Here is a 14,190-nt window from a genome sequence, read left to right as displayed (position 1 = left end):
GTGCAGCGCGTGACCGACATCATGGCCGAGATTTCCGCGGCTTCGCAGGAACAGTCGGCCGGCATCGAGCAGGTCAACCAGACCATCACCCAGATGGACGAGACCACCCAGCAGAACGCCGCGCTGGTGGAGGAAGCGTCTGCCGCAGCCCGCTCGATGGAAGAGCAGGCGCAGGCGCTGGCCGACGCCATGTCCACCTTCCAGTTGGGCGACGGTGGCCAGGTGGCGCGGCTGGTGCAGGAACGCGTGACCCGCATCGCGGCCAGCGCGGCACCCCGTTCCACTCCGGCCCACCCTCCCTACTGACCCGCTAAAGAAACGCCGCCCGGGGCCGATCTAGGCCGTGACAGGCCCGCCCGGGCAACCCCACCCTCTTACCGGCTGCAACAGGAGCCCGACGAATGAGCGACAAGAAGAGCCAGGCCACGGCGACCGCCGAGGAATTCCTCAGCTTCACCCTGGGAGACGAGCACTACGGCGTCGATATCCTCAAGGTGCAGGAAATCCGCGGCTACGATTCCGTCACCCGCCTGCCGGATGCGCCGGACTACATCAAGGGCGTGATCAACCTGCGCGGCACCATCGTGCCGGTGATCGACCTGCGCCTGAAGCTGCGGCTGAAGGAAGCGCGCTACGACGCCTTCACCGTGATGATCGTGCTGAACGTCGAGGACCGCGTCGTCGGCATCGTCGTGGACAGCGTCTCCGACGTGATCGCCCTGGCCGCCGAGCAGATCCGCCCCACGCCCGAGTTCGGCGCCAGCGTCGACACGCGCTTCATTTCGGGCATCGGCACGGTGGACGACCGCATGCTGATCCTGCTCGACATCGAGACGCTGATCGACAGTGCCGATTTCGGCCAGCCGCTGCCGGATCAGGCCGCCGCCTGAGCCCGCCGCACCGCTGCACCCAGGGGGACCGCGGGCCGCGAGGCCCGTGGTCCCTTTTCGTTTGCGCCGCGGCAGTGCGCCGCGCATGCGTCTTTGGTCGTAATGGCCGCAAACACCCCTGAATTTCCTGCGACCAGCGCCGCTATTGCAGGTACGGGCAATCCGCCCGCGCAGGCCACGCGCCTGACCCCCGAGATCCCGCATGAACATCAACGCCAAGCTCGCCCACGCCCTCTCCAACGTTCCGCTCAAGCGCAAGTTCTTCCTCCAGACCCTCCTGGTCGCGGTCGGCACCATCGCGCTGGCCGTCGTCGCCGCCCGCATGCAGTACCTCGATCTGACCGGCACCCGCCAGGCGGGCCTGAAGGCGCAGACGGACATGGCGCTGGGCGTGATCGAAGGCTATGCCAAACAGGTCGAAGCCGGCACGCTGGACGAGGCCGCCGCGAAAGAGGGCGCGCTGGCCACGCTCGCCACCATGCAGGCGAACCAGGGCGTGGACTACTTCTTCGTGACCGACGAAGCGCCGGTGATGCTGATGCACCCCACCCGGCCGGACCTGATCGGCAAGCCGCTGCAGGATGTGCTGAGCCCGGACGGCAAGCGCATCTTCCCCGAGTTCGTGCGCGTGGCGAAGGCCGGCGGCGGCCACGTCGATTACAGCTGGGCCAAGGCCGGTGAAGAGGATCCCGTGCCGAAAACCTCGTACGCGGCGATGTACCAGCCGTGGGGCTGGGTCATCGGTACCGGCGTGTACATCGACGACACCCAGGCGCAGGCACTGCAGTTCACCTTCATCATGACCATCGCCGGCGGTGTGCTGGTGCTGCTGAACATGCTGATCGGCTTCGTCATCGGCCAGTCCATCCTGCAGCCGGTGTCCCGCGCGCTTGCCGCGATCAAGGGCGTGTCGCGCGGCGACCTGAGCGTGCGCATCGGCCAGCACGGGCGCGACGAAGTCGGCCAGATGCTCAAGGCGACCGACGAGATGGTCCACATGCTGGAGCGCTTCTCGCTGGAAACCCGCGAGATGATCCGCCTGCATGAAGCCGAGGACATCAGCCACCGCATGCCGGAGGATTTCCCGGGCGTGTACGGCGAACTGGCCACGGGCATCAACACGATGATGTTCGAGCACCTGGATGCCTTCCGCGATGCGATCGGCATCCTGCAGCGCTACGCCAATGGCGACCTGAGCCAGGATGCGCGCCGCCTGCCCGGCACGCGCGCCTTCCTGCACCAGGCCATGGACACGGCGAAGGCCAGTCTGCTGGCCATCAATGCCGAGATCAACCGGCTGGCCCAGGCCGCGGCGGCCGGTGATTTCGGCGTGCGCGGCGACGAAGCGCACTTCCGCGACGATTTCCTGGCGATGGTGAAAGGCCTGAACGCGATGATGGCCACCAGCGACCGCAACCTGGCGCAGCTGTCCGCGCTGCTACGCGCGATCGCCGACGGCGACCTGACCGCGCGCATGGAAGGCGACTTCCATGGCGTGTTCGCCACCATGCGCGACGATGCCAATGCCACGGTCACCCAGCTGACGGAGATCGTCGGTGGCATCCAGATGGCCGCCCTCAGCATCAACACCGCCGCGGGCGAAATCGCGTCGGGCAACAACGACCTCTCGCGCCGTACCGAGCAGCAGGCYGCCAAYCTGGAAGAAACCGCCGCCTCGATGGAGGAACTGACCTCCACCGTGCGCCAGAACGCCGAGTCSGCCCGCCAGGCCAACCAGCTGGCCATCGGTGCCGCCGGTGTCGCCTCGCARGGCGGTGAAGTCGTCGGCAAGGTCGTCTCCACGATGACCGACATCGAACAGTCCTCCAAGAAGATCGCCGAGATCATCTCGGTCATCGACGGCATCGCCTTCCAGACCAACATCCTGGCCTTGAACGCYGCGGTGGAAGCCGCCCGTGCCGGYGARCAGGGCCGCGGCTTCGCCGTGGTCGCCTCGGAAGTGCGCACGCTGGCCCAGCGTTCGGCCAGTGCGGCCAAGGAGATCAAGGGCCTGATCGAGACCTCGGTGGACAAGGTCGCCCCGAGATCATCTCGGTCATCGACGGCATCGCCTTCCAGACCAACATCCTGGCCTTGAACGCCGCGGTGGAAGCCGCCCGTGCCGGTGAGCAGGGCCGCGGTTTTGCGGTGGTCGCGAGCGAAGTCCGCACGCTGGCCCAGCGYTCGGCCAGTGCGGCCAAGGAGATCAAGGGCCTGATCGAGACCTCGGTGGACAAGGTCGCCGATGGYTCGGCCCTGGTGAACCAGGCCGGCGCCACGATGGGCGAGATCGTTGCCTCGGTGCAGCGCGTGACCGACATCATGGCCGAGATTTCCGCGGCTTCGCAGGAACAGTCGGCCGGCATCGAGCAGGTCAACCAGACCATCACCCAGATGGACGGTGCAGCGCGTGACCGACATCATGGCCGAGATTTCCGCGGCTTCGCAGGAACAGTCGGCCGGCATCGAGCAGGTCAACCAGACCATCACCCAGATGGACGAGACCACCCAGCAGAACGCYGCGCTGGTGGAAGAAGCCACCGCCGCCGCGCGCAGCATGGAAGAACAGGCGCAGGCSCTGACGGCGTCGGTGTCGGTGTTCAAGCTGCAGGCGACGGTGAGCGCCCCGGTCCGTCGCGTCGTTGCCGAGGCCGCACCGAAGGCCGCCGCGCCCAAGGCTGTGGCCCGCAAGCCGGCCCCGCGCAAGCCCGAGCCCGCCTTCGCCGACGGCGACTGGCAGGAGTTCTGAGCCTCTCCGGGGTGGTCGCGGCCCGCCGTGCCACCCCGCCGTCCTGTGACCGCCTTCAAGTAACGCCCTACCCGGCCGATATGTCACCAGAAGGCACTCTTCCCTGGCCCCCGATGATCGTCGCAGTTCCCGCCACCGCCGACGCCAGCCCCCCACGCAAGGACCTGCCATGCTCCGTCGCACGCTGACGTCGCTGACATCGTTGCGCGATGGCCCCGCGGCACCTGCGGAAGCGCCGCAGGGCAGCCTGTGGCAGGTGCTCGAGCAATCGGTGGATGCCGCGTTCGTCATCGACGGGCGTCACCGCATCGTGCTGTTCAACCCGGCCGCCGAAGCGCTCTGGCGGTGCCGTCGCGAAGACGTGCACGGCACCCCCTTCATGCGCCTGCTGTCCAGCCCGCAGGTGGACGCCAACGCGGCCCCGGAGGCGACGCTGGCGCAGCTGATGGGCAGCCACCGGGATGCGGTGATCCACCGCCCCGATGGCAGCGAGGGCGCGTGTTCGGTCTCGATGTCGAAGATGGTCGTCGACCAGCAGGTCTTCCACACCGCCTTCGTCCGCGACACCAGCGACCAGCAGCGGCAGCTCGAGCGCCTGCGCCAGTTGTCCATCGTCGTCGACAAGAGCGACAACGCGATCTTCGTCAGTTCGCCGGAGCGCGAAGTCGTCTACGTCAACAGCGGCTTCACCCGCATGCTGGGTTATCGGCTTGAGGAACTGCGGGGCATCAAGCCCGCGGAACTGTTGTCCGGCCCCCATACGGACGGAACGCTGGACGAACGCATCGGCCGTGCCATGGCCGCGGGCGAAGGCCTGCAGACCGAGGTCCTGCTCTATACCAAGGCGGGCCGCCCCTTGTGGCTGTCGGCCGCGATCAATCCCGTGCACGACGAGGACGGCTCCCTGCTGGGCCTGGTGAGCGTGCTGAGCGACATCACCCAGACCAAGATGCACCAGGTGCTGCACAACAAGGTGCTGGACGCGCTGGTGCACGAATGGAGCGTCGCCGACGTGATGACGCTGATCTGCCGCGAGGTGGAGCACATCGCGCCGGAGCTGGTGGTCTCCATCATCACGGTCGACAACGAGGGCCTGATGCATGCCCTCGCCTCGCCCAGCCTGCCCGAAGCCTGGGCGCGCAAGATCGACGGCATGTCGATCGGTCCGCGCGCGGGCATCTGCGGCGCCGCTGCGTGGCGCGGGCGCACCGTGCTGGTGAAGGACATCGCCAGCGACCCGCTGTGCGCCAACACGCGCCACCTGACCACCCCGCTCGGCCTGCGCGCCTGCTGGACGCATCCGATCAAGTCCAGCAGCGGCCGCGTGCTCGGCACGCTGTCGTTCTACTACCGCGAGAACCGCGGCCCCGACGAATTGCACGAACGCCTGGCGGACACCTGCCTGCACCTGTGCTCGCTGACGCTGGAACGCGAACAGACCAACGAACGCGTGCACCAGTTGGCGTTCTACGACACGCTGACCGGGCTGCCCAACCGCATCATGTTCAGTGCCAAGGCCGAACAGGCCCTGGCCAACGTCGCCCAGGCCAATGGCACGGCGGCCGTGCTTTTCATCGACCTCGACCGCTTCAAGCGGGTGAACGATGCGCAGGGCCACTCGGCCGGCGACGGACTGCTGCGCGACATCGCGGCGCGCCTGAGCGAGGAACTCGGCGGCGTCAGCATCGTCGGCCGCCAGGCCGGCGACGAATTCGTCGCGGTGCTGCCGATGTGCAGCGCCGAACAGGCCGGCAGCGTCGCCGAGCGCCTGCTGGGCGCCGTTGCCGCACCCACCGCCGCCGGCCTGATGACCCTGCATCCCAGCGCCAGCATCGGCGTGGCGATGTTCCCCGACGACGGCCGCGACATCGACCTGCTCGTGCGCCACGCCGACATGGCGATGTACCGCGCCAAGAGCGATGGCGGCGGCGGGTTCCGCTTCTTCAGCGTGGACATGAACCGGCTGGCGCAGGAACGCGTATCGCTGGAAACCGCGCTGCGCGAGGCCCTGCGCCTGGACCAGCTGCAACTGCAGTACCAGCCGCAGGTCGGCGGCTGCGACGGCCGCCAGCTGTATGGCGTGGAAGCCTTGCTGCGCTGGCACCACCCCGACCTCGGGGTGATCCCGCCGTCGCGCTTCGTGCCGGTGGCCGAAGAGTGCGGATTGATCGCCGACCTCAGCCTGTGGGTGCTCCGCCAGGCCTGCGTGCAGATGGCGGACTGGCGCCGGCGCGGCGTGGACATTCCGCGCGTCTCGATCAACGTCTCCGCCATCAACTTCCGCGACCCGCAGCTCTCGCTGCAGATCTCCGAACTGCTGGACGAACACGGGCTCGAGCCCCATCACCTGACGCTGGAGATCACCGAAAGCGTCATGCTGGACCCGGACCCGGACGTGCTCGAGAACATCGAGGCGATCTACGTGCTGGGCGTGCGCCTGTCGCTGGACGACTTCGGCACCGGCTATTCGAGCCTCAGCCATCTGCACCGCCTGCCGATCAGCGAGCTCAAGCTCGACCAGAGCTTCGTCCGCGACATCGACACCAGCGCCATCGCGCGCACGCTCACCACGTCCGTGCTGCGCATCGGCGAAAGCCTGGGCATGAAGGTCGTCGCCGAGGGCGTGGAGACCGAATCGCAGCATCGCTTCCTGACCGAGCAACGCTTCCCGGTGCTGCAGGGCTATCTGTTCTCCCCGCCGCTCCCGCCCGGACCGCTCGAACAATGGCTGCTGGCGCAGCAGTACACCGCGGCGCGCGAGGGCACCGCCGAACCCGTCGCCGCCGCCTGAACCTGGCGCCCGCACGAAAAACGTGACGCGTTTCGCAATCGAACCCTCGCCGCCCGTATCGGGCGAAAAGCGCTCTCAAGTTTGCGCCGTGCCCGCCGATCTCAGGCCTTGAACCCTTACCTGCCTTCTGGCCCTCCGGAGACACCACCATGAAAACCGCTTCCGCCCTGACCCTGTCCCTCGTCGTCGTCGGCGCCGCCCTGCTGATGCCGGCATCCCCGGCGAACAGCCAGTCGCAGGTCGACAATGCGATCCCGGCGGACATGGCCACCCGCTTCACCGGCAAGAGCGGCACGGTGTGCGGCAAGGTCGGCAAGGCGCGCTTCGCCGAGAACACCGAAGGCACCCCGACCTTCCTGTACATGGGCGGCAACTTCCCGCGCCACACCTTCACCGCGCGCATCCCGGGCGACGCCCGCGCCAAGTTCAAGCCGGCCCCGGAAGAACTGGAAGGCAAGGACGTCTGCGTGATCGGCACGATCGAGCGCGACAGCTCGCGCGCGGAAATCGTCGTCAACTCGCCGTCCAACCTGAAGCTGGCCACGATCCGCTGATCCGCTTCGCCGACGGGGCGCACGCGCCCCGTCTTGCCCTGGTCGCACCTGAGAGAGGCGCGTCGCGCGCCCGGTAAAGGACACAATTCCCATGCAGCGGATCAAGAACTTCAAACTGACGACGAAGATGATGCTGGCGTTCGGCGTCGTGCTGGCGCTGATGCTGGTCCAGGGCATCACCGCCTTCATCGGACTGAACTCGTTGAACGGCGCGACCACGCAGGTCACCGGCAACGTCCTGCCCAGCGTGAAGGCCGCGGGCGATCTGCAAAGCATGCTGGGCGAATACCGCACCAACTCCTACCGGCAGCACGTGCGCGCGAGCGATGCGGTGAAGTCGGAAGCCAAGGCGCTCGCCGCGACCACCGAGAAGAAGATCGAGCAGTCCATCAAGGACTACGCGAAGCTGATCGCCAGCGCCGAAGAGAAGAAGGCGTTCGACGCCTTCACCAAGGAATGGAAAGCGGCGCAACAGTCCTACACGGACGTGCAGGAAATGCTCGACCTGGGCCTGCCCGACGACGCCGTCGATACCTTCATCGGCGCCACCCGCGACCAGCACCGCAAGGCGACGGCTGCGCTGAGCACCCTGATCAATGTCGTCGACCAGCAGGCCAAGGCCGCCAGCGCCGACGCCAGCAGCACCTTCACCGCCTCCAGCACGCTGATGATCGTGATGCTGCTGGCCGGCATCGTGGGTGGCCTGGCCTTGGCCTGGTTCTTCGCCCGCGCGATCGCCAATGCCGTGGGCGAGGCCGTGCGCGTGGCCAACGACGTGTCCGCCGGCAAGCTCGACGGCAAGATCGACACCAGCCGCCAGGACGAAGTGGGCCAACTGCTCACCGCGATGCAGCGCATGCAGACGCAGGTGCAGTCGGTCATTTCCGCGCAGAGCGAAATGGCCACCCGCCATGACGAAGGCCAGATCAGCTACCGCATGGACGACAGCCGCTTCCCGGGCGAGTACGGCCGCATGGTGCGCGACACCAATGCCCTGGTGGCCTCGCACCTGCAGGCCATCGGCGACGCGCTGAAGATCATGCAGCGCTACTCCGTCGGCGACCTGAGCCAGGACATGCCGAAACTGCCCGGTGAGAAGGCCAACCTCACCGAGACGATGGACGCCACCAAGGCCAACCTCTCGGCGATCAACGTCGAGATCAAGCGCCTGGCGATGGCGGCGGCGTCCGGCGACTTCACCCAGCGCGGCGACGTCGACAAGTACCAGTACGACTTCCGCGAAATGATCGACGGTCTGAACCAGCTGATGGAGACCACCGACGAGAACCTGGGCGAAGTGTCCGAACTCCTGCAGGCCATCGCCCGCGGCGACCTGACCGCGCGCATGGAAGGCGATTTCCACGGCGTGTTCGCCACCATGCGCGACGACGCCAACGCCACCGTGGCCCAGCTGACCGACATCGTCGGCCGCATCCAGGATGCCTCGACCTCGATCAATACCGCCGCCGGCGAGATCGCGTCGGGCAACTCGGATCTGTCGCGTCGCACCGAGCAGCAGGCCGCCAACCTGGAAGAAACCGCCGCCTCGATGGAGGAACTGACCTCCACCGTGCGCCAGAACGCCGAATCCGCCCGCCAGGCCAACCAGCTGGCCATCGGCGCCGCCGGTGTCGCTTCGCAGGGCGGCGAGGTGGTGGGCAAGGTCGTCACGACGATGCGCGATATCGAGCATTCGTCGAAGAAGATCTCCGACATCATCTCCGTCATCGACGGCATCGCCTTCCAGACCAACATCCTGGCGCTGAATGCCGCGGTGGAAGCCGCGCGTGCCGGCGAACAGGGCCGCGGCTTCGCCGTGGTCGCCTCGGAAGTGCGCACGCTGGCCCAGCGTTCGGCCGGTGCGGCCAAGGAGATCAAGGGCCTGATCGAGACCTCGGTGGACAAGGTCGCGGACGGCTCCAAGCTCGTGAACCAGGCCGGTGCCACGATGGGCGAGATCGGCTTCGCAGGAACAGTCGGCCGGCATCGAGCAGGTCAACCAGACCATCACCCAGATGGACGAGACCACCCAGCAGAACGCCGCGCTGGTGGAAGAAGCGTCCGCCGCCGCCCGCTCGATGGAAGAGCAGGCCCTGGTGCTGTCCGAATCCGTGTCGGTCTTCAAGCTGCACCATGCCGCGGCGCCGCTGGCGGGCAAGCCTGCTGCCGCCAGCAGGCCGGCCATCGCCGTCGTCAAGCCGGCCGCGCGCCCCGCCCAGGCGACGCTGGAACCGGCCCTGGCCGATGGCGACGACTGGCAGGAATTCTGAGGCACACCGCTTGCATCGCTTCGAGCCAGCAGTCCCGGTTTCCTGTCCCCGCGACAGGGAACCGGCCATGGACCGGCCCTAGCCCTACCGTCCCGAGAATCCGATGTCCGTCAGTACCCGCCCCTCTCCCCCGGCTGCCACGACCCGACGGACGACGACCCCGCCCCTCCGTGACGGCGACGCGCCGTCGGCCGCGCGCGACTTCGAATTCGACGACCGTGATTTCCGTCGCGTCGTCGACCTGATCCGCCAGCGCGCCGGCATCGCCCTCGCCGACGGCAAGCGCGACATGGTCTACGGCCGGCTGTCGCGGCGCCTGCGTGCCCTGGGCCTGCGCAGCTTCAAGGATTACCTGGACCAGCTGGAACGCGATGGTGGCGACGAATGGCAGGCGTTCACCAACGCACTGACCACCAACCTCACGTCGTTCTACCGCGAACCGCACCATTTCGAACGGCTGCACGAGGAACTGCAGCGGCGCGCCCACGACGGCCCGCTCAAACTGTGGTCCTGCGCGTCGTCCACCGGCGAAGAACCGTATTCGATGGCGATCACGGCCTGCGAAGCCTACGGCACGCTGACGCCGCCGGTCCGCATCCTCGCCACCGATGTCGACACCCAGGTGCTGGCGACCGGCGAACGCGGGGTCTACCCCGTCGAACGCATCGCCAGCCTCGATGCCGGCCTGAAGAAGCGCTATTTCCAGCGCGGCACCGGGCCCCATGAAGGTTTCTGTCGCGTGCATCCCGCGCTGCGCCAGCTGATCGACTTCAGGCCGCTCAACCTGCTGTCGTCGCGTTACGAAGTCGCCGGGCCGTTCACCGCGGTGTTCTGCCGCAACGTGATGATCTATTTCGACAAGCCGACCCAGCGCGCGATCCTGACGCGACTGGTGCCGCACCTGGCCGACGACGGCATGCTGTACACCGGCCATTCGGAGAACTACCTGCACGCCGCGGACATCATCCAGCCCTGCGGGCGCACGCTGTACCGTCGCGCGACGAAGGCCGCATGAGCGCCGCCGCCGCCGCGATCGCCGAAGGCAGCGTGATGCGCTATCACGATGCCCGCTTCAAGACCGAAGCCGCCAAGCTGCTGCCCACCCAGTACCTGGTGATCGACAACGACACCGCGCTGGTCACCGTGCTGGGTTCGTGCGTGGCCGCCTGCATCCGCGACCCGCTGCTGAAGCTGGGTGGCATGAACCACTTCCTGCTGCCCGACGGCAACGTCGGCGATGGCGCGCCCGCGCGCTACGGCAGCTATGCGATGGAACTGCTGATCAACGACCTGCTGAAGCGCGGCGCGGCGCGCAGCCGGCTGGAGGCCAAGGTCTTCGGTGGCGCCAACGTGCTGAAAGGCTTCACCAGCAATCCGGTGGGTACGCGCAACGCGGAGTTCGTCCGCCGCTACCTGGATGCCGAGCGTATTCCCGTCGTCGCCGAAGACCTGCGCGGGATCCATCCGCGCAAGGTCTGGTATTTCCCCAATTCCGGGCGTGCGGTCGTGCAGCGGTTGCCGCATGCCCACGATGCCGAGGTGTTGGCCGCCGAGTCGGCCGCCCGCGCCCGCCTGTCCAGGGCCCCCGTCACCGGAGGCGTGGAGCTGTTCTGATGAGTAGTGCCTCTCCCTGCCGCGTCCTGATCGTCGACGACTCGGCGGTCGTGCGCCAGATCCTGACCGAGATCCTGTCGCGCGACCCCGGCATCGAGGTCGTCGGTTCCGCCGCCGATCCGTTGCTCGCCCGCGACAAGATCAAGCGCCTCAATCCCGACGTGATGACGCTCGACGTGGAAATGCCGCGCATGGACGGCCTGGCGTTCCTCGAGAACGTCATGCGGCTGCGTCCGATGCCGGTGGTGATGATCTCCTCGCTGACCGAACGCGGCGCCGACACCACGCTGCAGGCGCTGGCCCTCGGCGCGGTGGATTTCGTCTCCAAGCCCAAGCTCGATGTGGCCAGCGGGCTGCAGGCATACGGCGAGGAGATCATCGCCAAGGTCAAGGCCGCGTCGAAGGCGCGCGTGCGTCCGCTGGCCCGCACCAGCGCGCCGCGCGTCGATCTGGAGACGACGCTGCCGGCGCCGCCCGCCCTGCGCTTCCGCACCACCGACCGCCTGATCGCGATCGGCGCCTCCGCGGGCGGCACCGAGGCGCTGCGCGTCGTGCTCGAACAGATGCCGGCCGACGCGCCCGCCATCGTGCTGACCCAACACATCCCGGCCGGCTTCAGCCGCGCCTTCGCCGAGCGGCTGGACCGGCATTCGGCGATGGCCGTGCGCGAAGCCAGCGATGGCGAAGCCGTCCTGCCCGGCCACGCCTATCTGCCGCCGGGCGGCCAGCACATGCGCATCATCCGCGACGGCGCCCGCTGGCGCTGCCGCATCGACGACGGCCCGGCGGTCAACCGCCACAAGCCCGCCGTCGACGTGCTGTTCCGTTCCGTCGCCCAAAGCGCGGGCGGCAACGCGGTCGGCGCGATCCTGACCGGCATGGGCGATGACGGCGCACGCGGCCTGCTCGAGATGAGCCAGGCCGGCGCGCCGACCCTGGTCCAGGACGAAGCCAGCAGCGTGGTCTGGGGCATGCCGGGCGCCGCCATGCGCCTGGGCGCCGCCAAGGAAGCGCTCCCGCTGGAACGCATCGCCCAACGCCTGCTCGACCTGGCGGCGCAGATCGCCTGAGCCCGTCGCTCCCCTGTAGGAGCGACGTAAGTCGCGACCGCACGCCCTGCCCCCCCCCTTGCACCCACTACCTGCACGAAGCGTGGCGTCGGAGAACCAACGAATCTCCCAGCGCTCCGGACCCGTCGCCGCCACGGTCGCGACTCACGTCGCTCCTACAGAGGTTACGCATGCACCAACGCCCATCACAGTTCCCTTACCCGCGCAAAAACGCCGGGTTTCCTGCCTAAAGAGCCGTTGGCCACGGCCGATACTCACAGTGAGCTTCATCAGAGAGCATCCATGTACTCGCGCATCCTGGTTCGTCTGGCGGCACCCCTCATCCTGACCCTGCTGTTCCCGTTGTCGGTCGGCTTCGACTGGCCCAATGCCCTGCAATGGGCCCTGTTGACGTCGCTGACGCTGGCCTGGCTGATCTTCGCCTGGCTGACGGCGGTCAACAGCCATGTCGTGTCGCCGGAACACGCCTCCGTGATCCGCGAGCAGGACGCGCTGCTCACCGAGCTGCGCCGCTTCGTGAACAACGAGATCGAAGGCTCGCGCCATGAGATCGACCGCGCCCGCGAACTGATCCGCGAAGCGGTCAACAGCCTGGGTGGCAGCTTCGACGCCATGAACCGCAAGTCGCGGGAACAGAGCACGGCGATCTCCCGCATCATCGACCGCAACGGCGACGGCGACCGCGCCGGCGTGGACGTCGCGCGCTTCGCCCAGAACGCCAGCCAGCGCATGGAGCAGCTGGTCGAGGCGCTGGAACAGGTCGCCGGCCAGAGCGGCACGACGGTGCACCACATCGACGACATGGCCCAGCACCTCGATGGCATCTTCTCGCTGCTGGAGGACGTCAAGTCGATCGCCGACCAGACCAACCTGCTGGCGCTGAACGCCGCCATCGAAGCCGCCCGTGCCGGCGAAGCCGGTCGCGGATTCGCGGTGGTCGCCGACGAAGTGCGCAACCTGTCCGAGCGCTCGACGGCCTTCAACGAGCAGATCCGCAAGCTGGCGCACAGCTCGAAGGAATCCATCGCCAAGGTGCGCGATACCGTCTCCAACATGGCCTCGCGCGACCTCGACCGTTCCCGCGAGGCACGTTCCGAAGCCGCCGGGATGCTGAACCAGGTGGCCGCGATCAACGCCTCGCTGGGCGACGGCATGCGCGAAGTCTCGATGTGCGGCCACGCCATCGATGCCAGCGTCGCCGATGCGGTCCGTTCGCTGCAGTTCGAAGACATCGCCACCCAGTCGCTGGGCAGCGCGGTAACCCACCTGGACCGCCTGACCGCGATCAACAAGGAAGCGCTGGCCCTGCAGGAGCTGCTGCACCGCTCCGGCGGCGCGACCGACAACGAGCTGCTCAGCGCGCTGCGCCTGATCGGCAACCGCCTGCGCGACCAGCGCACGGAGTGGGAGCGTCCGCCGCACAAGCCGGTGGCGCAGCAGAACATGGGCGCGGGCACGGTCGAACTGTTCTGACCCCAGCGCCACGATTCGGCTGGAACCTCCACGGGGCGATCGCGATGCGGTCGCCCCGTCTTCGTTCCGGGACCGCGGTTTCGCATGCCTGTGCGGCACGGCTGGCATACTGCGGCGACTCTCCCGTCGTTCCCGCCGATGCCCACGCCACCGCCGCCTGCGCTGCTGCTCCAGTTGTTCCGCCTGCAGGAAGCCGAGCGCGCGCGTGTCGGCCGTGCCCTGCACAACCAGGTGGGCCAGGCGCTGTCGGCGATCAAGATGGGCGCGCACCTGGTGCAGTCCGAGGACGATGCCGCGACGCGCGCCGAGGACCTGAGCGAGATCATCCGCGCCAGCGACGAGACGGTGGCGATCCTCCGCGACCTGCACGCCACCCTGCATCCGCCGCAACTGGATGCCATCGGCCTGGACGCGGCACTGCGCGCGGAGATCGAGCGCACGTTCGCGCCCGGCACGGCGTCGTTCCAGCTCGATCCGCTGCCGCGGGCGCCCGATGCCGGGATCGCACTGGTGGCCTTCCGCATCGGCCAGGCGTTGATGCGTCAACGCGGCAGCATGCACGTGACCCTGGACGATGACGGCGACGGGTTCGTGCTGACCTTGCAGGACGTGGCGGGCGATCCTGCCGATATCGCGCTGTGGCAAGCCCTGGCGACCGCTGCTGGCGGACGCCTCGACGGGGAAGGCGGCACGCGCTGGCGACTTCGCCTACCCTATGGCCCCACGTCCGTCATGCCCGCCGATCCCGCGTGAACACCGAGCACGCCCACCTGCCCCGC

The 14,190-nt window shown here is 68.1% G+C and carries 8 protein-coding genes and 5 pseudogenes; all 13 read left to right on the top strand.

Translation table 11 applies throughout. From position 1 onward, the window contains the following. Nucleotides 1-306: pseudogene (locus ASD72_RS16720) on the top strand (methyl-accepting chemotaxis protein); the annotation flags it as partial. A 95-nt stretch (nucleotides 307-401) separates the two neighbouring features. Beyond that, entirely contained in the window at nucleotides 402-890 is a 489-nt protein-coding gene (locus tag ASD72_RS16715) for a chemotaxis protein CheW (protein WP_056881053.1), read from the top strand. Nucleotides 891-1,092: 202 nt separating this feature from the next. Further along, a pseudogene (locus ASD72_RS21705) lies at nucleotides 1,093-2,931 on the top strand (methyl-accepting chemotaxis protein); the annotation flags it as partial. 53 nt (nucleotides 2,932-2,984) lie between these two features. After that, nucleotides 2,985-3,233: pseudogene (locus ASD72_RS21700) on the top strand (methyl-accepting chemotaxis protein); the annotation flags it as partial. Between the two features lie 39 nt (nucleotides 3,234-3,272). Then, nucleotides 3,273-3,639, top strand: a pseudogene (locus tag ASD72_RS21095) (methyl-accepting chemotaxis protein); the annotation flags it as partial. 169 nt (nucleotides 3,640-3,808) lie between these two features. After that, the gene (locus tag ASD72_RS16700; RefSeq protein ID WP_081420405.1) at nucleotides 3,809-6,430 is read left to right on the top strand and encodes an EAL domain-containing protein; all 2,622 of its coding nucleotides are present in this window, start codon (nucleotides 3,809-3,811) and stop codon (nucleotides 6,428-6,430) included. Between the two features lie 149 nt (nucleotides 6,431-6,579). Continuing rightward, entirely contained in the window at nucleotides 6,580-6,984 is a 405-nt protein-coding gene (locus tag ASD72_RS16695; protein WP_056881051.1) for a hypothetical protein, read from the top strand. A 91-nt stretch (nucleotides 6,985-7,075) separates the two neighbouring features. Next, nucleotides 7,076-9,254: pseudogene (locus tag ASD72_RS16690) on the top strand (methyl-accepting chemotaxis protein). 103 nt (nucleotides 9,255-9,357) lie between these two features. Next, nucleotides 9,358-10,269, top strand: coding sequence for a CheR family methyltransferase (locus ASD72_RS16685; protein ID WP_081420404.1), 912 nt, complete (start codon nucleotides 9,358-9,360; stop codon nucleotides 10,267-10,269). Further along, entirely contained in the window at nucleotides 10,266-10,868 is a 603-nt protein-coding gene (gene cheD, locus ASD72_RS16680) for a chemoreceptor glutamine deamidase CheD (RefSeq protein ID WP_056881050.1), read from the top strand. The genes ASD72_RS16685 and cheD overlap by 4 nt, the downstream gene beginning before the upstream one ends. Beyond that, complete coding sequence (locus tag ASD72_RS16675; protein WP_056881049.1) at nucleotides 10,868-11,938, top strand: chemotaxis response regulator protein-glutamate methylesterase; 1,071 nt, start codon at nucleotides 10,868-10,870, stop codon at nucleotides 11,936-11,938. Before cheD ends, ASD72_RS16675 begins: the two co-directional genes overlap by 1 nt. A 282-nt stretch (nucleotides 11,939-12,220) precedes the next feature. Beyond that, nucleotides 12,221-13,411 carry a methyl-accepting chemotaxis protein gene (locus tag ASD72_RS16670; protein WP_056881048.1) on the top strand — a complete coding sequence of 397 codons (1,191 nt, stop codon included), beginning with the start codon at nucleotides 12,221-12,223 and terminating at the stop codon, nucleotides 13,409-13,411. A 138-nt stretch (nucleotides 13,412-13,549) separates the two neighbouring features. Further along, the gene (locus ASD72_RS16665; protein WP_056881047.1) at nucleotides 13,550-14,164 is read left to right on the top strand and encodes a histidine kinase; all 615 of its coding nucleotides are present in this window, start codon (nucleotides 13,550-13,552) and stop codon (nucleotides 14,162-14,164) included. Nucleotides 14,165-14,190 lie beyond the last annotated feature (26 nt).

The sequence above is a fragment of the Pseudoxanthomonas sp. Root630 genome, assembly GCF_001427585.1.
In the GTDB taxonomy this organism is placed as follows: domain Bacteria; phylum Pseudomonadota; class Gammaproteobacteria; order Xanthomonadales; family Xanthomonadaceae; genus Pseudoxanthomonas_A.
This window is presented reverse-complemented; position numbering and strand designations above follow the sequence as displayed.

Bases quoted from the DNA above. Each gene is read 5' to 3' on its own strand.
- ASD72_RS16715 (WP_056881053.1), top strand. From the start codon at position 402: ATGAGCGACAAGAAGAGCCAGGCCACGGCGACCGCCGAGGAATTCCTC.
- ASD72_RS16700 (WP_081420405.1), top strand. From the start codon at position 3,809: ATGCTCCGTCGCACGCTGACGTCGCTGACATCGTTGCGCGATGGCCCC.
- ASD72_RS16695 (WP_056881051.1), top strand. From the start codon at position 6,580: ATGAAAACCGCTTCCGCCCTGACCCTGTCCCTCGTCGTCGTCGGCGCC.
- ASD72_RS16685 (WP_081420404.1), top strand. From the start codon at position 9,358: ATGTCCGTCAGTACCCGCCCCTCTCCCCCGGCTGCCACGACCCGACGG.
- cheD (WP_056881050.1), top strand. From the start codon at position 10,266: ATGAGCGCCGCCGCCGCCGCGATCGCCGAAGGCAGCGTGATGCGCTAT.
- ASD72_RS16675 (WP_056881049.1), top strand. From the start codon at position 10,868: ATGAGTAGTGCCTCTCCCTGCCGCGTCCTGATCGTCGACGACTCGGCG.
- ASD72_RS16670 (WP_056881048.1), top strand. From the start codon at position 12,221: ATGTACTCGCGCATCCTGGTTCGTCTGGCGGCACCCCTCATCCTGACC.
- ASD72_RS16665 (WP_056881047.1), top strand. From the start codon at position 13,550: ATGCCCACGCCACCGCCGCCTGCGCTGCTGCTCCAGTTGTTCCGCCTG.